At 42.0% G+C, this 23,762-nt stretch carries 22 protein-coding genes; 10 read left to right on the forward strand and 12 right to left on the reverse strand.

What is annotated here, in order from left to right; all coding sequences use genetic code 11:
* Positions 1 to 9: 9 nt before the first annotated feature.
* The 6 genes from B2400_RS08795 to B2400_RS08820 form a co-directional block, all read right to left on the reverse strand.
* Positions 10 to 1,059 carry an ABC transporter ATP-binding protein gene (locus B2400_RS08795; RefSeq protein WP_260041415.1) on the reverse strand — a complete coding sequence of 350 codons (1,050 nt, stop codon included), beginning with the start codon at positions 1,057 to 1,059 and terminating at the stop codon, positions 10 to 12.
* 139 nt (positions 1,060 to 1,198) lie between these two features.
* Positions 1,199 to 2,002 carry an outer membrane beta-barrel protein gene (locus B2400_RS08800; protein WP_293932700.1) on the reverse strand — a complete coding sequence of 268 codons (804 nt, stop codon included), beginning with the start codon at positions 2,000 to 2,002 and terminating at the stop codon, positions 1,199 to 1,201.
* A 3-nt stretch (positions 2,003 to 2,005) separates the two neighbouring features.
* Entirely contained in the window at positions 2,006 to 2,782 is a 777-nt protein-coding gene (locus B2400_RS08805; protein WP_293932702.1) for an anti-sigma factor, read from the reverse strand.
* A complete protein-coding gene (locus tag B2400_RS08810) occupies positions 2,779 to 3,327 on the reverse strand; it encodes an RNA polymerase sigma factor (protein ID WP_293932704.1) in 549 nt (182 codons plus the stop codon). Before B2400_RS08810 ends, B2400_RS08805 begins: the two co-directional genes overlap by 4 nt.
* 62 nt (positions 3,328 to 3,389) lie before the next feature.
* Positions 3,390 to 3,800 carry a tRNA (adenosine(37)-N6)-threonylcarbamoyltransferase complex ATPase subunit type 1 TsaE gene (tsaE, locus tag B2400_RS08815; RefSeq protein WP_149524665.1) on the reverse strand — a complete coding sequence of 137 codons (411 nt, stop codon included), beginning with the start codon at positions 3,798 to 3,800 and terminating at the stop codon, positions 3,390 to 3,392.
* Positions 3,801 to 3,822: 22 nt separating this feature from the next.
* Complete coding sequence (locus B2400_RS08820; protein ID WP_149524666.1) at positions 3,823 to 5,379, reverse strand: PglZ domain-containing protein; 1,557 nt, start codon at positions 5,377 to 5,379, stop codon at positions 3,823 to 3,825.
* A gap of 410 nt (positions 5,380 to 5,789) precedes the next feature.
* Between B2400_RS08820 and B2400_RS08825 the strand changes: the two genes are divergently transcribed.
* From B2400_RS08825 to B2400_RS08855, 7 genes are all read left to right on the forward strand, one after another.
* Positions 5,790 to 7,073 (forward strand): HD domain-containing protein, encoded by a 1,284-nt coding sequence (locus tag B2400_RS08825; RefSeq protein ID WP_394344161.1) that lies wholly within the window; start codon positions 5,790 to 5,792, stop codon positions 7,071 to 7,073.
* Positions 7,074 to 7,091: 18 nt separating this feature from the next.
* Positions 7,092 to 8,129, forward strand: coding sequence for a UDP-3-O-(3-hydroxymyristoyl)glucosamine N-acyltransferase (gene lpxD, locus B2400_RS08830; RefSeq protein WP_293932707.1), 1,038 nt, complete (start codon positions 7,092 to 7,094; stop codon positions 8,127 to 8,129).
* A 35-nt stretch (positions 8,130 to 8,164) separates the two neighbouring features.
* Entirely contained in the window at positions 8,165 to 9,559 is a 1,395-nt protein-coding gene (locus tag B2400_RS08835) for a bifunctional UDP-3-O-[3-hydroxymyristoyl] N-acetylglucosamine deacetylase/3-hydroxyacyl-ACP dehydratase (protein ID WP_286650314.1), read from the forward strand.
* Between the two features lie 10 nt (positions 9,560 to 9,569).
* Positions 9,570 to 10,364: an acyl-ACP--UDP-N-acetylglucosamine O-acyltransferase gene (gene lpxA / locus B2400_RS08840; RefSeq protein ID WP_149524669.1), complete on the forward strand. Its 795-nt coding sequence runs from the start codon at positions 9,570 to 9,572 to the stop codon at positions 10,362 to 10,364.
* A gap of 18 nt (positions 10,365 to 10,382) precedes the next feature.
* Positions 10,383 to 11,003, forward strand: a complete 621-nt coding sequence (locus B2400_RS08845) for an ABC transporter ATP-binding protein (protein ID WP_149524670.1) — start codon at positions 10,383 to 10,385, stop codon at positions 11,001 to 11,003.
* Positions 11,004 to 11,053: 50 nt separating this feature from the next.
* Positions 11,054 to 11,614: an elongation factor P gene (efp, locus tag B2400_RS08850; RefSeq protein ID WP_149524671.1), complete on the forward strand. Its 561-nt coding sequence runs from the start codon at positions 11,054 to 11,056 to the stop codon at positions 11,612 to 11,614.
* A 68-nt stretch (positions 11,615 to 11,682) separates the two neighbouring features.
* Entirely contained in the window at positions 11,683 to 12,258 is a 576-nt protein-coding gene (locus B2400_RS08855) for a 5-formyltetrahydrofolate cyclo-ligase (RefSeq protein WP_293932711.1), read from the forward strand.
* Between the two features lie 415 nt (positions 12,259 to 12,673).
* Here B2400_RS08855 and B2400_RS08860 read toward each other — a convergent pair whose 3' ends face one another.
* Together B2400_RS08860 and B2400_RS08865 are read right to left on the reverse strand one after the other, a co-directional pair.
* Positions 12,674 to 13,969, reverse strand: coding sequence for an HAD-IB family phosphatase (locus B2400_RS08860; RefSeq protein ID WP_293932713.1), 1,296 nt, complete (start codon positions 13,967 to 13,969; stop codon positions 12,674 to 12,676).
* Between the two features lie 15 nt (positions 13,970 to 13,984).
* Positions 13,985 to 14,992, reverse strand: coding sequence for an NAD-dependent epimerase/dehydratase family protein (locus B2400_RS08865; RefSeq protein ID WP_293932715.1), 1,008 nt, complete (start codon positions 14,990 to 14,992; stop codon positions 13,985 to 13,987).
* Positions 14,993 to 15,200: 208 nt separating this feature from the next.
* Between B2400_RS08865 and B2400_RS08870 the strand changes: the two genes are divergently transcribed.
* Positions 15,201 to 16,388: a formimidoylglutamase gene (locus B2400_RS08870; protein WP_293932717.1), complete on the forward strand. Its 1,188-nt coding sequence runs from the start codon at positions 15,201 to 15,203 to the stop codon at positions 16,386 to 16,388.
* A gap of 23 nt (positions 16,389 to 16,411) precedes the next feature.
* Positions 16,412 to 17,734, forward strand: coding sequence for a DNA recombination protein RmuC (locus tag B2400_RS08875; RefSeq protein ID WP_293932719.1), 1,323 nt, complete (start codon positions 16,412 to 16,414; stop codon positions 17,732 to 17,734).
* A gap of 31 nt (positions 17,735 to 17,765) precedes the next feature.
* Here B2400_RS08875 and ggt read toward each other — a convergent pair whose 3' ends face one another.
* Positions 17,766 to 19,460: a gamma-glutamyltransferase gene (ggt, locus tag B2400_RS08880; RefSeq protein ID WP_293932721.1), complete on the reverse strand. Its 1,695-nt coding sequence runs from the start codon at positions 19,458 to 19,460 to the stop codon at positions 17,766 to 17,768.
* Positions 19,461 to 19,527: 67 nt separating this feature from the next.
* Here ggt and B2400_RS08885 point away from each other — a divergent pair, with 67 nt between their 5' ends.
* Positions 19,528 to 20,286: an endonuclease/exonuclease/phosphatase family protein gene (locus tag B2400_RS08885; protein ID WP_293932723.1), complete on the forward strand. Its 759-nt coding sequence runs from the start codon at positions 19,528 to 19,530 to the stop codon at positions 20,284 to 20,286.
* A 17-nt stretch (positions 20,287 to 20,303) separates the two neighbouring features.
* Here B2400_RS08885 and B2400_RS08890 read toward each other — a convergent pair whose 3' ends face one another.
* The 3 genes from B2400_RS08890 to B2400_RS08900 are packed head-to-tail and all read right to left on the reverse strand — an operon-like array spanning position 20,304 to position 23,602.
* A complete protein-coding gene (locus tag B2400_RS08890) occupies positions 20,304 to 20,630 on the reverse strand; it encodes a nucleotide pyrophosphohydrolase (RefSeq protein WP_286650321.1) in 327 nt (108 codons plus the stop codon).
* 12 nt (positions 20,631 to 20,642) lie between these two features.
* Positions 20,643 to 21,101 carry a D-aminoacyl-tRNA deacylase gene (gene dtd / locus B2400_RS08895; RefSeq protein ID WP_293932726.1) on the reverse strand — a complete coding sequence of 153 codons (459 nt, stop codon included), beginning with the start codon at positions 21,099 to 21,101 and terminating at the stop codon, positions 20,643 to 20,645.
* Positions 21,102 to 21,139: 38 nt separating this feature from the next.
* Positions 21,140 to 23,602, reverse strand: coding sequence for a TonB-dependent receptor (locus B2400_RS08900; RefSeq protein WP_293932728.1), 2,463 nt, complete (start codon positions 23,600 to 23,602; stop codon positions 21,140 to 21,142).
* Between the last annotated feature and the right edge of the window lie 160 nt (positions 23,603 to 23,762).

The raw sequence follows: 23,762 nt of genomic DNA on the forward strand, positions 1-23,762 counted from the left end.
GCATCGAGCTTAAGACTCGAAATGATGAACAGAAGATACGAGAATATTAATTCTCGTATTTTTTTTGATGGCTTTTGCCGGGAACTGAACAGCATGCAAGGTCAGTTCATCGTTTCCAATGATCAATTCGGTAAACATCCCTCTGAATTTGCTGTCTTTTACCCAATATTTTCCTTCGCTAGCCTCTTCAAACTGAATAGCCTCTTGATGAATGGCTATCAATCCTTTAGCATCAATAGCTAACTTTGAAGCCTGTTCTGCTGTTAATACATTGCTTTTAGCGAGCAATCTTGCCGTATAGGGATTCTGGGGATGGTAATAAAGTTCCGTTGGATTGCCTTGGTCTACGATAAGCCCGTTTTTCATGACGATCAGGTAATCCGCCATCGCCAAGACTTCTGCCGGGTCATGGGATACAAGTACTACCGTTAATCCAGTATCCTTTACGATTTGTTGAATATCCTGTTGAAGATCGTCGCGAAAAGCAGCGTCGACTTGGTTGAAAGGCTCGTCCATCAACAAAACCTCCGGATCATTGATTAAAGCGCGACAAATTGCCACCCTTTGCTTCTCGCCGCCGCTTAGGTCGGCTACTCTTTTCTGCGCCAAGTGGTCCATCCGCAACTTCGCCAGCACTTCTTGGGTCTTATTACGTTTCCTGTCCAGGTCGGTATTTGGAAGTTGGGACGCCACATTATCCCAAACCTTCGCATACAGGTTGAGGTCATCAAATCCCTGCGACACCAGTTTCATCGCATCATGTCCAGGAATAAGCTTATCTTTTCTTGTCGGAACCAGCCATCCTCTATAGCGTACTTCGCCGGTAGCAGGTTCTGCCAAACCATAGATTAAACGCAGAAGCGTACTTTTTCCACTTCCCGATTCACCGATAATGGCAGTAATCTTCCCCTCCTCAATACCAAAATTTACCTCATTGACGGCAACGACGCGCTGCGTGCCTTCAAAAATACAGGACAGGTCTTTCCCATGAATTAAGGGTAGATTAGGTTGCTGTACATCGGAGAATATGTATTGACAAGAAGATGTTTTCTGACTCATATATAAAACTTTCATGCTTCCATTGAAACAGCAACAAAAAAGAATTCCTTGTTGTTCATGGAAAACAGACAATTCAAAAAAAGAAATGTCGGGCTTTTCAACCCGACACAAAAATACATTTTACAATCTGTAATTACTATTAAAAACCCAGTGTTAAACCGAACGTAAGGTTTCTTACGCCTTCCTGCGCCGGGCTTTTCTCGAACATATCGTTGATATAATATTTGGTAAACAAGCCAAAGTTGTCATAACCTATACGTGCAAAGCCTCCGTATTGGAATGTCGCTAAGTTGTAGGTGTCTTTGTATTTCTGTTTCCCAAACTCCTCGCTTTTCAATCGCTGTGTACCCTTCAACAATACACCGGTCATCGCGCCGAAAGCGAATTTCAAGCGTTTGCCATTGTTCAACTTATGGCTTCTTAACTCGAAGCTCAAGGGCAGTCGAAGGTAAGTGGATGTAAAAACGTTCTTTTTGTATTTAGAATTAGGGTCAAGGTATGCAAATTCTAAGGGAGTCACATCTTTCAGCAAAAGTATGTCATTTTCTAAGCGAAGATAGTTCCACTCGAATCCTGCAGATGCGTACACTTTAAAGACATCGCTGAAACGGACGCCGAATTGTGCGACATCAAAACCAAAGTTCGATGCTTTCTTATAGTCTAAATTCTTATTTCCTTCGGATAGGGTAAAGCTGCCATTATCTACTAATCTTGAGAAACCCCAGTCGACGCGAGAGAATGTAATCCCGCCAAAGGTACGTGGATAAGTTATTTTTTTCTCGTCGTCTTTGTCGTCTTTGCCCACGTTAATATCAATCTCTGCGCGCACCTTTCGTTCCGTAGAGTCTGTTTTTGCCTCTTTGCTAATTTTGATTTGCGCTTGCGAAAATTGCAATCCTAAGCATAAAACTGCTGCAAATACTAGGGTAATTCTTGGTCTCATAACTTATCTTCTATTTCTTGCTAAACTTTTTGTTAAATCTATTCGGATGTTTCCTTCTTCATCGTTGCTGAAAGATACATCGCCATTACCGATATTGATGTTATCGGCAATACCGTTCAATACTTTTGTTAATATACTTTGTTTTGGTTTTTTATCGGTATTCGCTTTTTGCGCATACATTACTTCTTCATTTTCTATGATGTTCACCAGCGGCTGTATAGGTGCGACCTCACGATGGCTTAGCTGTATTTCCTTATCCATCGCTTTTAGCTCGGGCAACTCCACGCTGTTTTCCATCACTTCAATAGGTTCTACCTGTTCCTTTTCGATAGCGGCATAAACTTTTTGTTCCTGTTCTTTTACTTTCACAGTAGCTGTCGACTCCTGTTTTTTGGCTACCAACCTACTTGTTTTTTTTCCTTCGATAGAAATGGGAGAAGTTTCTTGTGGAACAACAGGGTAATTCTGGCTTTCCACTTCTTTTGTTTCAACAAATTCCTCTGTCTTCGGATAGGACAGTTCCGGTGCCTTCGCAATTTGTCGATGCTCAGCGGGTTGTGGTAATGCATCTTTCGAACGGTAGATGTAAATACCCACACCGAAGAATAACATGATGGCTGCGGCAGCGGCGAAATAGCGCCATAATACAATTGGCTTTGTCTCTACAGGCTCCTCAGTCGGTAGTTCCGAAGCAATTTTATCCCATAGCCCTGCAGGTGGCCGGGCCTCAGCATCCCTTAAGTTCTTGGCAAACAAGTCGTCTAATTCTTGATCTTTCATATGCCTAGTTCCTCCATTTTTATAATTCGTTCTCGAAGCCATTGCCTCGCTCGCGATAGTTGAGATTTGGAATTGCCTTCCGAAATCTGAAGCATATCCGCAATCTCTCTATGATTATAGCCCTCTATCGCATATAGGTTAAATACTGTTTTATAACCGAATGGTAGCTCTTTGATCAGTTTTAAGAGGTCTTTATAATCCAAATTGTTGAGCTGTAGCGTGGAATGCGCGACCAAATCCGCTCCGGAAACCTCTTCTGTAGAAAGGAAACTCATTTTGTTCCTTCTATAAGTTTCAATTGCGGTGTTGACCATGATTCTACGGATCCAACCTTCAAGAACGCCTGTGCCTTCAAAAAGTGCACTTTTTGTAAACACCTTAATAAATCCCTGTTGAAGCATGTCCTCAGCTTCAAAGGAATCCCGAGCATAACGAAGGCAGATAGCGTACATTTTGGGAGCGAAGTGCTGATACAGCTCAGCCTGCGCTTTTCGATCGTTAAGCTTGCAACGATCCCAAATATGTATAATTCTCTCTGGCTCCAATTGATGTTCGGTTTATTATAAAGACGCCGTCCCTCGCAAAAGGGTTGCAACAGAAAAGAAAATTATTTGATTTTTATCTTTCGGCTTTGAGTATCAATGATTTCTATTTCAATATTCACAGCGTCATCAGGGAGAATGTTTGGGATTTTCTCCGGCCATTCGATAAAACAGTATGCCCCCGAATAGAAATACTCCTCATAGCCCAAATCGTAGGCTTCCTGTTCATCCTTCAATCGGTAGAAATCAAAATGATAAATAGGACCAGCGGCAGTAGCATATTCATTGACAATGGAAAAGGTAGGACTCGAGGTACTATCCTCAACATCTAATACCTCACAAATAGCTTTGATAAAGGTGGTTTTTCCAGCACCCATCGCACCGTTAAAAAGAAAGATCTTCGCATCCGGTTTTTGTTGTAATAACCACTGCGCAGCAGCAGTCAGGTCATCCGTTGAGTTTACCAAGTATTCCATGCCCAAAATTAGCGAATATATACTATTGTTTTGGGGTATATGTTATAAATGGGATAATCATCTCTTCCAGCGATATGCCCCCATGTTGGAATGTACCGCTAAAGTGATTGACGAAGTGATTATAATTGTTAGGATAGACAAAATAGGTGTCTTCTTTTGCGAATACAAAAGCTGAGCTCACGTTTAAACGTGGTAATTGTGCTTCTAATGGGTTTTTAATAATAAATACATCCTTGTCTATAAAGTTGAGGTTTTTGCCCTGTTTATAGCGTAGGTTGGTATTGGTGTTTCTGTCGCCGATGATTTTACTTGGTTTACGGACGCGAATGGTACCGTGGTCGGTCGTAATAATGACGCGAACATTTTTCTGCGATAACCATTTTAGTACCTCTAATAAGGGAGAGTGTTCGAACCAGGAAAGTGTCAATGAGCGGTAGGCCGCTTCGTCATTAGCAAGTTCGCGGATCATGGCCATATCGGTGCGGGCGTGAGAAAGCATATCGACAAAATTGTAAACAAACACATTTAAGTCGATCTGCATATGCTTATTGATGTTTTCTAATACATCCCTTCCTTGTTCAAGCGTAATAACCTTGGTATAGCTATGCTTGATATCGCGGCGATAGATTCGTTTTACTTGATCGGCTAGGAAAACATCTTCGTAGAGGTTCTTGCCACCTTCATCGTCGTCATTCTGCCATTCTTTTGGGAAGCGTTTCTCCATTTCCAGTGGCGTTAAGCCTGAGAATATAGCGTTCCGAGCGTATTGTGTTGCGGTAGGAAGTATACTGTAATAGCTATCTTCCTCTTCCACGCGGTAATAATCAGAGATTACCTCATTGATGACCTTCCATTGGTCATAACGTAAGTTGTCGATCAGGAAAAAGAAGGTGGGCTTATCGGCTTCCATTTTTGGGAAAACCTTCTTCTTAAAAAGCTGATGTGATAAAATAGGTGCTTCTTCTGGGTTTTTCATCCAGTTGAGGTAGTTTTTCTCAATAAATTTGGAGAACAACAAGTTGGCTTCAGACTTCTGCATGGTCAAGATTTCATGCATGCCCGCATCTTCAAGTTTCTCCAAAGATAATTCCCAATAAAGGAGTTTTTTATAGGCTTCCACCCATTCTTCGTGGTTCAGATCATCGTTCATTCGCATTCCGAGTTGGCGGAAGTCCTGCTGATAGGCCATTGAAGTTCGTTCGCTCACCAATCGTCTATTTTCGGTGAACTTTTTGATCGTCAGAAGGATTTGCTTCGGATTGACCGGCTTGATCAGGTAATCGTCGATTTTTGCGCCGATAGCATCCTCCATCAGGTGCTCTTCTTCGTTTTTCGTTACCAGTACAGTAGGGATAGAAGGGTTGATGGACTTTAAAATGTTCAATGTTTCCAGGCCCGTTAATCCCGGCATATTTTCATCTAGAAATACTAAGTCGAAGGGTTCGCTTTTGAATGCTTCAACAGCATCGGCACCATTGTTTACGGTTTTGACCTTATAGTCTTTTTGTTCCAACAATAAAATATGAGGTTTTAAGAACTCAATTTCATCATCAGCCCAAAGTATATGTGTTTTTTGCATGGAATTTCACTGAATATACTTGCTAATTTACGTCTTTTTTCTTTGTGACAACGGAATATTAACCTTGCTTAACATTCACGTTGCTGTTTAATTGCTTGATTTGGAAGGCCCATTCGAACAAGCCTGATAATATTTGACTGTTTTTAATTAGTAATTTAAATCTCAGGGAATAATAGTTTTCTTTTTTGAAATTCTAGTTAATACAACCGTTTGTGTTTTTGTAGAATTGTCGGGTTTCCACTACCATAAGCCTGATATTCTTTTGATTTTAAGCATTATCTTTACCCCATATGGGGGAAAAGGTCTTTAAACTGTCTTTTTTGCGCTTTTTTTAACATTAATTAAGTATCATCTATGTATCTTTGCACGTATCTTAGCCTAGTATTAGATGGTTTGATGTCAAAACTAGGTTGTGTAAAGTGCTAGTTATTAGTCAGTTGAATAAGAAGAAAATAATAAATGACCCAGTTTACGGATTTGTAACAATTCCGTCGGGTTTCATTTACGATATCATCCAGCATCCATTTTTACAGCGTCTACGCTACATAAAACAGGTAAGCATGACCCATTTGGTTTATCCGGGGGCATTGCATACGCGTTTTCAGCATGTTATCGGGGCGATGCATTTGATGGGCTTAGCAATCGAAACGCTTCGGGGTAAGGAGGTAGAGATTTCGGAGGAAGAGGAGGAAGCAGCTTTAGCGGCTATTTTGTTGCATGATGTGGGCCACGGTCCATTTTCTCATTCGTTGGAGCACACCTTAGTGGAAGGTGTTTCACATGAAATCATTTCAGCTTTGCTGATGGATAAGTTAAATACGGAATTTGACGGGCGATTAAACCTGGCGATTACCATATTTAACAATAAATACCACCGTAAGTTCTTACATCAGTTGGTGTCTGGGCAACTGGATACCGATCGGATGGATTATTTAAATAGAGATAGCTTTTTTACCGGTGTATCTGAGGGGGTGATTTCCTTTGATCGTATTATCAAGATGTTGAACGTGAAGGACAATGAATTGGTAGTCGAGAGCAAAGGGATCTACTCGGTAGAGAAGTTCTTGATTGCGCGGAGGCTGATGTATTGGCAAGTTTATCTGCATAAGACGGTGATTACCGCCGAGCAGATGATGATCAAAGCCTTGGCCCGAGCAAAAGAATTGAGTAATCAAGGTGTTAGCTTATTTGCTACGCCAGCACTAGCTCATTTCCTGAAGAATCAAATCAACAAGGAAACCTTCCTAGAGGATGAGTCGCATTTGTCCTGGTTTACGCGTTTGGATGATACCGATATTATGTCGGCAATCAAAATCTGGGCAAGCCACGAAGATCCGATTCTAAGCTTGTTATGTTCAAAAATCGTTCATCGTGAACTGTTCCGAACAGAAATGAGCAAAACGCCTTTTTCTGCCGAATATCTGGAAGAAATAAAGGAAAGGGTTCTGAAAACGTTTGATGTCGAGGAAAAAGATTTGGGCTATTTTTTATATGAGCAGGTAGTAGGCAATAGTGCTTATGACACCTCGATAAACAGCATTCGTGTGTTGGAGAAGAATGGTCGCCTATGTGATATAGCCGAAGCATCTGATTTATCCAATATTGAAGCGTTGGCGAAACGTGTAGAAAAATATGCTGTGACCTATCCAAAGGAAATTGGGTATGTTAATGTCGAGATGCTCGAAGATTGTTAAAATACATATAATTACCGAATGCAATTCACCGCTGAACAGATAGCAACATTACTGAAAGGAACAGTGGAAGGGAATCCTGCCGTGTTGGTAGATAGTCTTTCCAAAATCGAAGAGTCTAATTCATCGAGCCTAACCTTTTTGGCCAATCCAAAATACGAGCATTTTATTTATGAGATCGAAGCTGGTATTATCGTTATTAACGAAGAGCTTGTCCTGCAAAAACCTGTAAAATCTACATTAGTTCGTGTAAAGAACGCCTATTCGGCGTTTACAGAGCTGCTTAAATTATATCATGAACTTCGTAATGAGCGTCATGGCATAGAGGAAGCTGTGCATATACACGAAACTGTGGAGATGGGCGAAAGCCCTTATATTGGCGCCTTTGCTTACATCGGCAAGAACGTAAAATTGGGTAATCGCGTTAAGATTTATCCGCAAGTTTATATTGGCGATAATGTGCAGATCGGCGACAATACCGTTTTGTTTCCTGGAGCAAAGGTCTATGAGGATTGTATCATCGGTAAGTCGGTAATTGTGCATGCGGGTGCAGTAGTGGGTAGTGATGGCTTTGGTTTTGCGCCGAAAGAAGACGGAACCTATGATAAGATCCCGCAGATTGGGAATGTTATTATTGAGGATTTCGTTGAAATTGGAGCAAATACGGTGATCGACCGCGCAACAATGGGGTCGACCGTTATCCGCCAGGGCGTTAAATTGGACAACCTCATCCAAATCGCACACAACGTGGAAATCGGGAAAAATACGGTAATTGCAGCACAAACTGGAATTTCCGGTAGCACAAAGGTCGGAGAACACGTTGTCTTAGGAGGACAAGTTGGTGTGGTAGGCCATATTACGATTGCCAAGGGAACGCAAGTGCAGGCGCAATCTGGTATCAACCGTTCCATTTTAGATGAGAATAAGAAATGGGGGGGAAGCCCGGCATTTCCATATAATAATGAGCTACGCTCGCAGGTTCTATATTCCAAATTACCGGAGATGGAACGCCGTTTGGCGGAGCTTGAGAAGCAATTAAAAGAGAAAAATAATACCTAACTTTACCCGAATTACGCAAAACTATAATGATAGATATGAACGTTAAACAAAGAACCATTAAGTCCGATATCGAATTTTCGGGTGTTGGGTTGCACACGGGTAAGCAAGTGCACCTGACGTTAAAACCAGCACCGGAGAACCATTGGTATAAATTTAAACGTGTGGATTTAGATGGCGAACCTACTGTAAATGTTGACGCTGATAATGTGACAAATACGGCTAGAGGAACAACGATTTCTCAGAATGGCGCATCTGTCAGTACTATCGAGCACCTTATGGCTGCCCTTGTGGGTTTGCAGTTGGATAACGTATTGATCGAAATTGATGGCCCTGAAGTGCCAATTCTAGATGGTAGTGCTGCCATCTTCATAGATAAAATACAAGAAGTAGGTTTCCAAGATCAGGATGCTGATAGAGATTTCTTCGAAGTAACGGATAATATCCATTACAACGATCCTGAGAACAAAGTGGAAATCGTAGCGATGCCGGTAGATGGCTACCGCATTACTTGTATGATTGATTTCAACTCGCCGGTATTAGGAAGTCAGCACGCTTCCATCACTAACATCGATGAGTTTAGCAAAGAAATTGCGTCGTCACGCACATTCTGTTTCTTGCATGAATTAGAAGCTTTAGTAAGTCAGAACCTGATTAAAGGTGGAGACTTATCTAATGCGATCGTTATTGTCGACAAGGAAATTGAAGAAAATGAGTTGGAGAAACTTCAAGTATTGTTCCACAAACGCGTTGAAGTTGCGCAAGAGGGAATCCTGAATAACATCTCATTACGTCATCAGAATGAACCTGCCCGTCATAAACTATTGGATATGATCGGTGATTTGGCTTTAGTAGGCAAACCTATCAAGGGGCATATCATGGCGGCACGCCCTGGCCATGCGGCAAACGTAGCCTTTGCGAAACGTATTAAAGCGCAAATGAAGCGAGAAAAGAACAAAAAGAATGTGAAGGTCTATGACCCGAATACGCCGCCGGTGTACGATACGGTTCAGATCATGAACATATTACCTCACCGTCAACCATTCTTGATGATTGATAAGATCTTGGAACTTTCGGAAACCCACGTTGTTGGTTTGAAGAATGTAACCATGAATGAGGACTTATTTATGGGGCATTTCCCTGGTGCACCATTATTTCCTGGAGTATTGCAAATTGAAGCGATGGCTCAAACAGGAGGAATATTGGTTTTAAATACGGTACCTGATCCTGAAAACTGGTTGACTCTATTCTTGAAGATTGAAAACGCAAGATTCAAGAACCAAGTTGTACCGGGTGATACAGTTATCTTCACTTGTGAATTGTTAGAGCCTATTCGTCGTGGTATTGCACGTATGAAGGGTGTCGGCATGGTTGGAGACAAAGTGGTGAGTGAAGCTGAATTAATGGCTCAAATCGTGAAGGTAAAAGGATAATTAAAAAGAAATGATTCAACCCTTATCATACATACATCCTGAAGCTAAAATAGCACAGAATGTAGTCATTGAACCCTTTAGCACCATACACAAGGATGTGGAAATTGGCGAGGGAACGTGGATTGGCTCGAACGTGACCATCATGAATGGTGCACGCATTGGTAAAAACTGCCGGATATTTCCTGGGGCAGTAATTTCCGGTGAGCCGCAAGATCTAAAATTTGAAGGCGAGGTCACAACAGCGGAAATTGGTGATAATACCACGATTCGCGAATGTGTGACTATCAACCGCGGTACGAAAGATCGCTATAGAACCGTAATTGGAAAGAACTGCTTGATTCAAGCATATAGCCATATTGCGCACGATTGTTTTATCGGCGACAACTGTATCTTCTCTAACTCGAGTACCTTAGCAGGCCATATCACTGTTGGTGATTATGTGGTGCTTGCAGGTATGGTGGCAGTACATCAGTTTTGTAAAATCGGATCGCATGCCTTCGTTACTGGTGGTACACTTGTGCGTAAGGACGTTCCTCCGTATATTAAAGCAGCGCGCGAGCCCATTTCTTATGCCGGTATCAACTCGGTTGGGCTAAGAAGAAGAGGCTACAGCAATGAACAAATTAATGAGATTCAGAACATCTACCGTGTGCTGTTTGTTCAACACAGTAATTTAGGTAAGGCTTTGGATATTGTCGAGGCAGAATTTGAAGCAACTGAACTAAGAGATGAGATTCTTGGCTTCGTCAGAGCTTCTAACCGCGGTGTTGTAAAAGGTTTTGGACAGGGTAGATCGGGTATTTAACTTTAAGCAAGTGATTATTTGAATATAACTTTACAAGATATTGGTAGAAGGTATAATCGAGAATGGATTTTTAGACATATCGATTATACCTTTTCTTTTGGAAACCGCTACGCTATTTTGGGTCCCAATGGTTCTGGTAAGTCTACTTTGATTAAGGTGCTGACCGGTGCATTGACCCCGAGTGAAGGAACTCTAGGATACCCAAAGGACGGGAAGGAAGTGGAGATTGAGGAAGTCTACCGACATACGGCTATTGCAGCGCCTTATGTTGAATTGATTGAGGAATTTACCCTTAGCGAACTGATAGATTTTCATTTTCAATTTAAGCCGCTCCTGAATGGATTTTCATTAGAAGCCGTTAAGGAATGCTTGGGATTTGGTGAAAATGTATTTCAAAAGGAGATTCGTCATTTCTCCTCAGGGATGAAGCAACGCGTAAAGCTTGTTTTGGCTTGTTGTTCCGATAGTAAGATTCTTTTCTTGGACGAGCCGACGAGCAATCTGGATAAAGTGGGTGAGGCATGGTATTTAGATTTAGTAGAGGATACCGTAAAAGACCGCCTGCTGATCATCGGTTCCAATCAAGAACATGAGTATGCCTTCTGCAACGAATATCTTGAAATAATGGATTTTAAATAGACAATTTGGGTTACTTTTTATATTTTTGTGACCAATAATTAATATAGACTATGGCAAAAGCTTCAGATGTAAAGAGTGGGAATGTCCTACGTTTTAATGGTGAATTAGTAACGGTTGAGGAGTTTATCCACCGTACGCCAGGAAACTTACGTGCGTTCTATCAAGCTAGAATGCGCAATGTGAAGACCGGTAAATTAGTAGAATACAGATTTAGAACCGATGAAGAGGTAGAGATTGCTCGTGTAGAGACTAACGACTACCAATATTTATATGAGGATGGAGACTTTTTCGTAGTAATGGACAACGAGACTTACGAACAGTTCAATATCCCGAAATTGCTTTTCGGAAGCACAGCACGTTTCTTGAAAGAAGGTATGAATGTAATCGTTGCGTTTGAGAGCGACGAGCCTATCATGGCACAAGCGCCTCAGAACGTTGAATTGGAGATTACTTATACAGAGCCTGCGGTTAAAGGTGATACATCAACAAACGCGTTGAAAAAAGCAACTGTGGAAACAGGAGTGGAGATCAATGTGCCTTTGTTTATTAACCAAGGTGATAAAGTTAAAGTTGATACGCGTACTGGTGATTACATCGAACGTGTAAAATAATATTTAGGTTTAGGTTGATTATTCGGTCTTGTTAGCGCTCAGCTGCAAGGCCGTTTTTTTTGATACACATGAAGAAGCAAGAACTACGCGAAATCTATAAGGCACGACGCAATGGCTTAACAGAAGAGCTATTGACCTTGTTGGATGAGCAGCTATTAGAGCAATTGCAGCAATATGATTGGTCGGCAGTTCGGTATCTGCATCTTTATCTATCTATCGAGAAGTTCAAGGAGTTCAATACCTGGCCATTCATTAAATGGATTTGGCAGCAATACCCGGAAATAACATTAGTTACTTCGAAGTCAGATTTTGAAACACATCAGCTTCATCATTATCGTTTAGAGAAGGACGGCAAGCTGCTGAGCAACTCTTGGGGTATACCAGAACCTATCGATGCTGAGGAGGTGGCTGTGGAGCTTATCGACGCAGTCCTGACGCCCTTGTTGGTTGTTGATCAGCACGGTAATCGAGTGGGCTATGGAAAGGGTTTCTACGATCGTTTCTTAGCAAATTGTAGACCCAATGTATTGAAGTTCGGAATATCCTATTTCGAACCTGTTCCGTTGATTGAGGACGTCAATGAATGGGATGTCGCAATCTCCCGGCTGTTTACTCCCGGTAAAACTTTTTATCTAGAAGGCTAATCCGGACTACAAATCTCAAATTAAAGAGCATTTTCTGCAATTTCGCCAATATGTAGGCGTTCTGATTGTATTCATGCGATTTAGCATACATGCTATGCAGCACAGAAAGAGGGATAGATCAGAGATCTTTAAGATAATAGAAATGACGTTGTCTAAAAAGCTATGATTAACATAATTTCGTTATTTACTCCCTGTGATGCTTATTCAAGCATATAACCGGCTAATAGATAAATCAATTAGCCACAAGGTTAACATAAGCTTTTTAGACACGTTCTTTCGTAAAGAACGAGGAGATTTGAAAAGAGAATTTCATTCATATAATCCTAACTTGTAATAGTTAAAGAAAGGGCCTTCCGATTGGATGGCCCTTTTTATTTTGATAAATATAAGCTGTCCTCAAGGGCAGCTTTATCTTTTACTTGTAGAGGATTCTGAACTTGATAGTATTATCGATCTGCTTCAGCTGCTTCAGCATCCTTTTATCATATGCGGCATCGATATCCGTTACTGCGTAGCCTATTTCGCCACGCGTCATCAGGAATTGAGAGAATATGTTGATGTTATTCTCCGCATATACATTGTTGATCTGCGCCATGATGCCCGGTACATTCTTATGGATATGTAATAGACGGTGCGCGCGTGTAAGCTTCGGTAACAGCATATTAGGGAAGTTGCGGCTTTGATCGGTATCACCATGGTTGATGAAATCGGCCATTCGGCGTGGGATAAACTCCGAATTGCGTTTTTTTCCTTTTTTGTCGTCGAAGACAACAATTCCCTTTTCATTACAGATCGTCTTTGACACACGGCCTTTGATATCGCCTAAGTATCCGATAGTCTTCAATTTGTCGGCTCTACTCAGTTGCTCGTCCGTGATGCTGATATCCGAACCTAACAGAATCATGCCGACATCTTTGGTGTATTTTTCTTCGAAAGTTTCTTTTACGCGGATGGAGAATCCATCGCGTTTTAAGATATGGGAAGCAATCTCCGGAACATTACCCACGATAAGACAAAGGATTCGGTTCTTTGGATAGGATATTGCTCGTGGAAGGTCATTAACATATAGGAATTCATCAAAGCTTGGTGCGATATGGTCTGCTTTATCGGTCACCGATTGGCGAGCGATGTTCTCCGTAAAGGCGTAGAACTTCTCGATTAACCCGGATTCTTTTAACTGAAAATCAGAATAGCCATCTCCTATACCGAAGATTCGGCCTTGAATTTCCAATTGCTTTAACAGTTTCACTTTTCCGCCCTCATCTGACAAGGGGTTTGCTTCATCATATCCGATGATGTTGCCCGCTTCATCAAATTTAAACGTGTTGGCGTAGATGTTTTCTTTCTTGATGTGATAAGGAATAACTACAGGCGTAATAAACTCTTTGAACCCCCCAGACACAATCCAAGCAGTATCTGCATTGTCTTTGAAGAACTCTTTGTTCCGGCTGAAGGATTTTGAGACCTTTTTCTTCAGGTGGACAATTAGTTTGGCAAGGTGATCACGGTTTGCTTCTAAAAGCTTAACACGGCCAGCAAGGCTTTCACGAAATGAAATCTTCCCTTCCATCGCCAGATTCGTAAATCTTTCGATTTCCTCATAAATTGCTTGGCGGTTGGGGTTGTTTTCTAATGAAATTCGTGCTAATTCGTCTAAGGCTTCGACTTGGGTAAAGGTGCTGTCGAAGTCAATAATGTAGTAATTTTTCACGTTATTATATTCTGTTTAGATTGTTTTCGTGTAATAGGTGTCGATTACTTCCTTCAAGGTATTATCCAATGGTTTGAAGGATACGCCTAGGGCTTTTGTAATCTTGCTATTGTCGTATTCTAGTTTCTTGTTGGCTGCTCTCGCAGTCTCTTTGGTCAAAGCAGGACGCTTTCCATTGAGAAAAGATGCAACTTTCGATAGGCGCCATGCCATCGACAAAACAACACGACTCGCAGCAATACTTGGTCTAGGTTTCTGCATATAGTCGCTGATCTTGCTCAACAAGTCTTGATTACTAATGTTTTCTGCATTGAGGATGAAACGCTCGCCCGTAATATCCGAGTTCATCAATTTGATCATGATCTGGGCAACATCATCTACATCTACAATGCCTACGCTGCCTAAAGGATAGATTTTATTTCCCTTTTTTACCATGTCAAATATGGTTCTAGATCCATTCTCTCCCGGGCCAACGCCCATGATGATTGATGGATTGACGATGACAGCGTCTAAGCCTTCAACAATTCCTCGCCACACTTCCATTTCACTCTCATATTTGGCTAGAGAATAGTTAGAGATTTTTCTGTTGTACTCCCACTTGTCGGACTCTTTAATCGGAAGTCCTAACTTATTGGTGCCTAAAGCCGCAATAGAGCTGACGTGGACTAGGCGGGCCTGATAAAGCAGGGAAAGATTAACGATGTGTTTGGTACCTTCGATGTTCGTTTGGAACATCGCTGTGGCATCCTCCTTATGGTAGGAGATTTTAGCAGCGCAGTGGTAAACTTGCTGAATGGTTGGGAATATCTCTTCCAACGCAAAATAATCAGTGATATCCGCGTCTACCCATTGTATTAAAGAAGAGGATTTTAAATGATCGGGAATGATAGAAGTAGGTCTTTTCAACGCTACGATACTTTCGCCATTATCAATAAGGTGTTTTAAAACTGTTGAACCTAAAAATCCTGTACCACCTGTAACTAAAATCACGTTAAACTTATTGTTGAAAATTGCTGAATTCAAAGATAACCTATTGAAAAGTCCTATGCAAGACATTTTAGACCGTACATCTTACTTTTGAGTAAATATTTTATCCAGCACTTTGCAGCTATCCAAAAAGACTTCCTAACTTTTTGTTGAAAAAATGTTCTTAGCAATATTTATTTATAAAATGCATCTTTGTTAAAACCCACGGAAGCCATAGTTTTAACTTCCTGCAACAGCGCAATATATGACACTAGCAGACTTTCTAAGCCCCATCTCCCTAGCCGATCTAGGTGAAGAAACGACTTATTACAACTCTCAATTCGGAAAGATCATCGAAAAATATACCGACAGCTTTCCGGATATCTTTGAAGCGGATGTAAAACCGAACATAGCCATCATTGGGATTGAAGAGGATCGAGCGGCGGTGAACAACAAGGGAGCTGCTAAAGGAGCGAATCAGGTCCGCAGACATCTCTATGATCTATATCAGGGAGATTATACGGTGAAGATTGTAGATCTAGGGAATATTAAAGCCGGAGCAACCATAAAGGATACTTACGTGGCGGTGAAGCTTGTGTTGGAGGAATTAATCAAACATGATATTTTACCGATCCTAATTGGAGGTGGCCATGATTTGACGTATGCGCAATACACTGCTTATGAGAACTTAGAACAGCGTGTAGAAGTCGCTATCATCGACTCTAAATTTGATTTAGATCAGGATTATAGTGAGCATACGTCATTAAACTCAAATACCTTCTTAAACCATATCATACTACATCAGCCGGATTATCTGTTTAACCTTAGCAATATTGGATATCAGACATATCTAGTGAGCAAGGAGTCTATCAATATGTATGATAAGCTTTTCTTCAATGCGTTGCGTCTTGGTGCATTTTCCGGCAAGCTTGATCAAGCGGAGCCTATCATTCGATCGGCTGATATGGTCAGTTTCGACATTAGCGCTATCCGCGCATCGGAAGCGGGCGGTAATGCGAATGCAGGACCCAATGGTCTGTACGGCGATGAGGCCTGCCAATTAGCGCGCTATGCCGGCATGTCAGATAAATGTTCGTCGGTAGGCTTTTATGAATACAACCCGAGCTTTGATCCTATGGGGCAAACGGCAATGTTGATATCGCAAATGATATGGTGCTTTGTGGATGGTTATTACAGTCGTAAGAAGGATGCGCCTATGTATCCGAAATCAAACTACATGATCTATCGTACGACTTTAGAAGCGGAAGATTACGAGTTAGTATTCGTGAAGAGCAAGAAATCGGATCGTTGGTGGATGCAGGTGCCTTATTTCGGTTCAAAATCCGTAAATGAAAGGTTCTATCTGGTGCCTTGTCGCTACGAGGATTATCAGTTGGCCGTGGCAGGTGAGATGCCTGATTTATGGTGGAAAACTCATCAGAAACTACAATAGAATTCTTTTTTTAATTATTGGGAATGGAAAGTTTGTATATAGCGATCATCATCATTTTGTTGGTCATAGTAATCTATGCGCTGTGGCGAAACGGACAGGCGGTTAGTAGATCCATGCATGAACGTGCGATAAAAGAGCAACAGCAATTACAGATCGAGTATGGCAAGTTGCAGGAAAGAGAGCGATTAATCAATGTTGAGCGCGAAAGATTGCAAAAGGAACTAACGGCAGAAGTCAATAATAGGCAAGCCATTGAGCGGACTTTGGAAGGGACGAATGCTTACCTACAAGCCCAACAAGATAAGTTTGCGGAGCAAAAGATAGAGATGGAAAACCTCAAAAAACAATTCAATTCGGAATTTCAGGTCCTTGCGAATAAGATTCTTGAAGAGAAGACGCTCAAGTTTACTCAGCAGAATCAGCAGAACATAAGTTTGATTCTAGACCCTTTGAAAGAAAAGATTAAGTCGTTTGAGGAGAAAGTAGAGAAAACCTATCAGCAGGAGTCTGCGGAGCGCAACGTTTTAAAAGGCGTTGTTGAACAGCTGATGCAACAGAGTATGCAGATAAAAGACGAGGCGAATAATCTTGCTAAAGCCCTAAAAGGGGATAATAAGAGACAGGGGAACTGGGGAGAAGTTATTTTAGAGCGTGTATTGGAGCGTTCGGGATTATTGAAAGACCAAGAGTATAAATTGCAAGCAGCCATCCTTGACGAGGACGGGAAGAGGCTGCAACCTGATGCCGTCATCTTTCTCCCTGACGAGAAGCACTTGATCGTCGATTCGAAACTATCCCTCGTTGCCTACGAAAGAGCGGTCAATGCAGATACAGAAGAAGATAGAGCATTATTTGTTAAACAGCATGTGCAATCCATTGAGAACCATGTTAAAGAGCTTTCTGCCAAGGATTACCAGTCTTTGTATAAGATTGTGTCGCCGGAGTTTGTATTGATGTTCATTCCGATTGAATCCTCGCTTAGTCTTGCCGTTAACCATAAGCCGGAGTTGTTTTCCGATGCTTGGGATAGGAGAGTGGTTATTGTAAGCCCGTCGACCTTGCTTGCTACGCTAAGGACCATAGCGAGCATTTGGAAACAGGAGCGCCAGAATAGAAATGTTTTGGAAATAGCTAAAGAGGCGGGCCTATTATACGACAAATTCGTTGGTTTCTTAGACGATATGGACCAGATTCAAGGTTTTATTCAAAAGGCTGCTTCGAAGCATGAAGATGCGATGAAGAAGCTATCTACGGGCTCTGGAAATGTAATTAAGAAAGTCGAATCACTGAAGGTATTAGGCGCGAAAGCGAACAAACAAATAAACGATAAGCATCTAGAAGAATAAAGGGCTGTCTTTCGACAACCCTTTATCAATATTAGTATCCTGCTGCTTTGTCATCCCCTCGAGGGTCAGCACCAGTTTGTAGTTTGCCATTCGGCAAAACCACAATATTTTCAACACGTCCGATAGGACCTCTTTTATTGATTCCATAGCCATCTTTCTGTAAGCTTGCGCGCGTCTTTGCATCAATTGCTTTTTCTTCTACGTCGATGTAATCTGGTTTCCATTGATGGTGAAACCGCGGCGCAGAAACAGATTCCTGTGCGGTCATATCGAATTCTAATACATTCAAAATCGTTTGGAAAACAGAGGTTATGATGGTAGAACCACCAGGCGTTCCGACCACCATCTTCAGCTTCCCATCTTTCTCGATAATCGTCGGAGTCATCGCGCTTAGCATACGCTTGCCGGGTTCTACGGCATTGGCTTTGCCACCTAACAATCCATACATATTCGGTGTACCAGGCTTCACGGAGAAATCGTCCATCTCGTTATTCAACAAAAAGCCAGCGCCTTCCACCCAGACTAATGCCCCATAAGACCCATTGATAGTGGTGGTCAATGAAACTGCATTGCCATCCTTGTCTACTATGCTATAATGCGTTGTTTCTTCCGATTCATATCCCGGGAATTTCGCCGCCTTCACCTCATCGCTAGGCGTTGCACGCTTCAAGCTAACCTTTGCCATGCGATCTTGGTTAAACTTCGCATCCGTTAGGTTGGCTACCGGTACGCTATAAAAGTCAGGGTCGCCTAAATGAGTAGCGCGGTCGGCATATACGCGGCGTTCGGCTTCCACCATCGCGCGTACAGTGCTGTCGTGTTGAAAGCCCCATCTTGCTAGGGGATATTTTTCAACAGATTGCAATAGCGCCATTAATGCTACGCCGCCACTTGAAGGTGGGGGCATAGAGATAACTTTGTAGCCTTTATAGTTGCCCACAATAGGGGTTCTCCAAACGGCTTGGTAGTTTGCAAGATCCTCCAGACTGATGATACCATTGCCTTTTTTCATCTCGGCAACGATGTATTCCGCTGTTTTTCCTTTATAGAAGCCATCACGACCTTGGTCTGCAATGCGTCTTAGTGTTTCCCCTAATTCTTTCTGCACAAATAAATCTCCCGCTTTCCATTCAGCGTCACGAATAATAGCTGCGCCATTAGGATTGTGTTTTTTAAAGCGCTCTTGGTATCGGTTGAATTCTCCTGCCTGCTGCGCCGTAATCGGGAATCCTCCCTCGGCCAACTCGATAGCAGGCTGCAAAAGTTCTTTCCAGCTTAAGCTGCCATATTTTTTGAAAGCTTCCTCCATGCCGGCAACTGACCCGGGAACACCGGCAGCCAATTGTCCGTAAAGACTCAAGTCTGTAATCGGATTACCATCCTTATCCAAATACATATCCCGATGTGCTTTTGCAGGTGCTTTCTCACGAAAATCAAGAGAGTTTACTAAACCTGATTTATCGCGATAAACCATGAACCCACCTCCTCCGAGGTTACCCGCGTTGGGATAAACAACGGCTAATGCGAATTTAACAGCAATAGCAGCATCGACCGCATTTCCTCCTTTTTTAAGAATAGCAACTCCCACCTCTGATGCGATAGGATGTGCGGTTACCACCGCGCCGTTATTATATTCTTGCTGATCTTGGGTCTGCTGTTGAGTAACAGAACAGGAACCTAGAAAGAAGGCGATGAATAATAAATAAAATATATTAGGTAATTTCATGTGCTAAAGATATTAAATTTGGCCCTATTACTTGAATATATTAACCCTCAAATAACAATCTGAACGCATGAAACACCTTTTTATCATCCTTTTGAACTCCCTTTCTTTAACACTCTCGGCGCAGACTATCAAAGTCCTGAGCTACAATATCCACCATGCAAATCCGCCGGGGAAGCCAGGTGTTATTGATTTGCCGGCTATTGCGAAAGTGATTGTCGACTCCAAAGCTGAGATCGTGGGGATTCAAGAAGTCGATATCCATGTGTCTAGGTCGGAGATGGTCAATCAAGCGGAAAAGCTTGCTGAATTGACTGGAATGGACTATTATTTTTCCAAAGGTATTGACTTGGAAAAGGGATACTATGGCACGCTAATTCTCTCTAAACATAAGATTGTAGGCAAGAGAAGATATGATCTGCCTATGCCGGTAAAAAGTGAAAATAGATCTTTGGCTATCGTTGATGTAGAATTGCCAAATGGCAAGCGTGTTTCCCTAGCGAATACACACCTTGATCTACATGAAGAAAATAGAATCGCTCAGGCACATTTTATCAACGAGCTGGCCGAGCTATATAGCAGCCCTCTAATTCTTGTTGGTGATCTGAATGCTAAACCCGGATCCGAACCTATCAAGCTGTTGGAGCAGTTCTTCGTAAGAAATACCACATCCAATGTGCCTACCTCTCCGAATGTCAATCCGCGCAATGAAATAGACTACATTATGCTCCTTGATAATGTTAAGTTCAAATGGAAATCGTATAAAGTGATACCAGAGCATGAGGCCTCTGATCATTTGCCCTTATTTGCAGAGATAGAGATTCAGTAGATAAAAACAATGAGAAGCTATTTCAGCTTCTCATTGTTTTTATGTCGCTCGCTATCGCGTTTAGTCTTTTTATCTAAGTTTTTGGTCAAGGCATCGGTCAGATCAATACCCGTTTGATTGGCTAAACAGATCAGCACAAAAAGGACATCCGCCATTTCATCGGCAAGATTTACTTCCTCATCCGATTTCTTAAAAGATTGCTCTCCATATTGCCGAGCCATAATACGCGCCACTTCACCGACCTCCTCCATTAACATCGCTGTATTGGTTAGTTCATTGAAATAGCGTACTCCCGTGCTATTTATCCATTTATCTACTATGGCTTGCGCTTCTGCTATCGTCATTATCTATTTCCTTTAGAAGTTGTCTTTATCTTTTGTATTCATGATAATCGTAACGGGGCCATCATTGCAAAGATCGATCTTCATATCAGCGCCGAAGATCCCCAACTGCGACGGCTTGCCCAGCAAATCCGATAGGTAATCTCCCATCGCCTCATACATAGGTTTCGCTATATCAGGTTTGCCCGCGCGAATAAACGAAGGTCGATTGCCTTTCTTCGTCTGTGCGAACAAGGTGAACTGCGAAATCAGCAAAATATTGCCTTCAATTTCCTGAACGGACTTATTCATCAGCCCCTGCTCATCCGAGAAGATACGTAGATTCACTAACTTCTGTCCCAACCACTCCATATCAGCCTTTGTATCGCCTTCTTCTACACCCAGAAGTACCAACAATCCTTGCTCAATTTCTCCCGTTATCTTATTGTCCACCGTGCAGCTCGCATGGCTCACTCGTTGTATTACTGCTCGCATGCACTAAAAGTAAAAAGATAATAACGATTTGCCAATCCTTAGAACCTAATATTCAATCCTAACATAAAATTAGTCTCTGCCTGTGGGTAGTAAAAATTATAGTAATCTCGCGTCCCTTTGCTTTCAAACTTCTGCCCCCAAGTGTAACCTGTTGTCTCGTACTTGCTGTTGAAGATGTTGTTCACCGTCAAGTTCAAGTCGATACGCTCGATTCCTAATGCCGAGAAACTGTAAATACCCTGAAGATTGTTTACAAATGAAGGGGCTATGCTACGTTCCTTCGCACCGCTATTGTCTAAGTAAATTCTTGAGACATATTTGCTTAACAAACTAAAAGATAAAGCCTCTGTAGGTTTGTATGTAAAGATATTCGACAGAACAGCTGCAGGTGACTTCGCAATCGTAGTCGATTTATAGAAAATTTCTTCCTCGCCGACATAATTCCAATCGTTCTCATTATCATAGACCAGAATTTTCTCCGTGAAGTTCTTGATCTTATTCTGACTCAATGCTGCGGTCACTCCCCAAACAAACTGTGAATTAATATTCCAGGCAGCATCCAATTCAAAACCAATCCGATAACTATCCTCCACGTTCTGGCGCAATGCCGCTCCGACATCATTAAGTGCTCCAGTAGGAATCAACTGATTCTTGTAAAACATCCCATATACATTCGCGCCAATATTGAACTGCTGATCTCTAAAGCGATAACCCGCCTCTACATTCTGCATTTGTTCCGGCTTCGGGAATTCATTCAATGGGTTCTCTACGTAGTCCGAACGCTTTGGCTCTTTGCTCGCAAAAGCATAGGATGCATAAAGATTACTGTTCGAATTGATGAAGTAGGTCGCTCCAACCTTCGGATTAAAGAAGTTGAGCTTGTCTTTGAAATAAAGATGTTTTACTTTATCATCGTCTCCTTCTCCTAAGTAGTAAATATTTCTGTACTGCAAATCCACGTTAAACAACCAATCATCCAATCGATAATCGGCCTTCACAAAGAAATTGAAGTCGTTTTTATCGGCCTCATTGTAATAATAACGATCGCCTAAATTACTGTCTGATGCATACCGCGCCCAAATAACCTCGCCATAATGCTTCCCTCGATATTGATTATATGCACCGCCAAAGATGAAACTCAGGTTGCTGTTCGCTCTGTAGTTTGCAGAATAGGTCGCCCCATAGAAATGATTGTCTAACCAGCGACGGCGAATGAGGTCTGATCGGCTGATCGTATCTTGCCCATGAAAGAGCGTGTCCATGCCGTAACGAATCATTTTATCGTTCGGACGGAATTCCTCGTAGTAGCCTGCGCCACGCGTATAATGCAACGCTGCATTGAGATTCAGTTTGTCGCTCGCTTCAAACGTGTATTGCAAATGGGCATGCGTTTGCGTGTAATTATCCGTTTGATTGTCATACGTATAATAATTAAACTTTCGGCCTTCCTCTTTCAAACGGTTGATTTCTTCGGGGCTGTACAATTCCATCGCCGCAGCGTAATCATCCAATCGACTATAGTCGCCGGTAATCAAAGGCTCCGGCGTACCATACCATGACTGATAAGTCTTTTCTTTTCCAGAAAAAACTGTTGCTTTTAGAATGTGCTTGTCGGTGTACAATCCTCCATCGACATAGAAAGACTTTAAATCTGAGCTTGCCCGATTTATATAGCCGTCAGACGCTACGCGAGATAATCTAGCATTAAAAGCATATTTATTATTAATTAATCCCGAACCTACTTTTAAAGTGTTCTTCCAGGAGTTGTACGATCCGAAGGAGTTATTCAATTCCGCATATGGCTCCACTTCAAGCGCATCCGTCTGAATATTTAGAGAAGCACCGAAGGCGCCTGCTCCATTGGTGGAAGTGCCGATACCACGCTGTACCTGGATACTTTGCACAGAAGAAGCAAAATCCGGAAGATTCACAAAGAAACTGCCCATGCTCTCTGCATCATTTAAGGGTATACCGTTTAGGGTGATATTGATACGTTCGTTGTCCGATCCACGTACCGTCATGCTCGTATAGCCAATTCCAGCGCCCGCGTCTGAGCTAACAACAACCCCCGGAGTTTGATTGATCAGGAAAGGAATATCCTGGCCCAAGTTGTTCTTGCGGATTTCTTCCTTATCAATGTTCTTATAAGTTGTTGCTGCGTTTTCTTTCGCGCGAGTTGCCGTTACGAAAACCTCCTCAGTTACGAATGAACTTTCTTTTAGTTGAACATTTAAACTGTTTTGGTCGCTTGGATTAATCTGTATAGAATAATTTTGATATCCAAGAAATGTTACCTGTAATAAATAATTTTTTGTAGCTAAATTACTAAAAACAAACAGCCCATTTTGGTCTGTTTTACCCGTTTCCGAAGCTAATTTTACCGTAGCTCCCGCTAGTGGTTCTTGGTCTTTGTTACTGACTTTTACTGTCAATGCATGTTGCGCAAAACCCAACATGATCAGGTGGCAAAAGGCAACTGTCGCCCATACCTTTTTTAACATAATGTTTGTTTGTGTAAATGAGTTAAACTTCACTATTGCAAGGGGTTACAATAGCCCTTATTTAACCGCCCACTCCCTACGCTGGCATTATCCAGATCAGGTACGCACTGCCGTTATTTGAGCCGTGCTGGGTATAATCTCAGCCTTTATTTGTGTTGTC

It is taken from the genome of Sphingobacterium sp. UBA6645, from assembly GCF_002455685.1.
GTDB lineage: Bacteria > Bacteroidota > Bacteroidia > Sphingobacteriales > Sphingobacteriaceae > Sphingobacterium > Sphingobacterium hotanense.

Coding starts and splice junctions, on each gene's coding strand:
- lpxA (WP_149524669.1), top strand. CDS start 9,570: ATGATTCAACCCTTATCATACATACATCCTGAAGCTAAAATAGCACAG.
- B2400_RS08795 (WP_260041415.1), bottom strand. CDS start 1,059: ATGAGTCAGAAAACATCTTCTTGTCAATACATATTCTCCGATGTACAG.
- B2400_RS08820 (WP_149524666.1), bottom strand. CDS start 5,379: ATGCAAAAAACACATATACTTTGGGCTGATGATGAAATTGAGTTCTTA.
- lpxD (WP_293932707.1), top strand. CDS start 7,092: ATGCAATTCACCGCTGAACAGATAGCAACATTACTGAAAGGAACAGTG.
- B2400_RS08800 (WP_293932700.1), bottom strand. CDS start 2,002: ATGAGACCAAGAATTACCCTAGTATTTGCAGCAGTTTTATGCTTAGGA.
- dtd (WP_293932726.1), bottom strand. CDS start 21,101: ATGCGAGCAGTAATACAACGAGTGAGCCATGCGAGCTGCACGGTGGAC.
- tsaE (WP_149524665.1), bottom strand. CDS start 3,800: ATGGAATACTTGGTAAACTCAACGGATGACCTGACTGCTGCTGCGCAG.
- B2400_RS08900 (WP_293932728.1), bottom strand. CDS start 23,602: ATGTTAAAAAAGGTATGGGCGACAGTTGCCTTTTGCCACCTGATCATG.
- B2400_RS08835 (WP_286650314.1), top strand. CDS start 8,165: ATGAACGTTAAACAAAGAACCATTAAGTCCGATATCGAATTTTCGGGT.
- ggt (WP_293932721.1), bottom strand. CDS start 19,460: ATGAAATTACCTAATATATTTTATTTATTATTCATCGCCTTCTTTCTA.
- B2400_RS08885 (WP_293932723.1), top strand. CDS start 19,528: ATGAAACACCTTTTTATCATCCTTTTGAACTCCCTTTCTTTAACACTC.
- B2400_RS08805 (WP_293932702.1), bottom strand. CDS start 2,782: ATGAAAGATCAAGAATTAGACGACTTGTTTGCCAAGAACTTAAGGGAT.
- B2400_RS08875 (WP_293932719.1), top strand. CDS start 16,412: ATGGAAAGTTTGTATATAGCGATCATCATCATTTTGTTGGTCATAGTA.
- B2400_RS08855 (WP_293932711.1), top strand. CDS start 11,683: ATGAAGAAGCAAGAACTACGCGAAATCTATAAGGCACGACGCAATGGC.
- efp (WP_149524671.1), top strand. CDS start 11,054: ATGGCAAAAGCTTCAGATGTAAAGAGTGGGAATGTCCTACGTTTTAAT.
- B2400_RS08870 (WP_293932717.1), top strand. CDS start 15,201: ATGACACTAGCAGACTTTCTAAGCCCCATCTCCCTAGCCGATCTAGGT.
- B2400_RS08890 (WP_286650321.1), bottom strand. CDS start 20,630: ATGACGATAGCAGAAGCGCAAGCCATAGTAGATAAATGGATAAATAGC.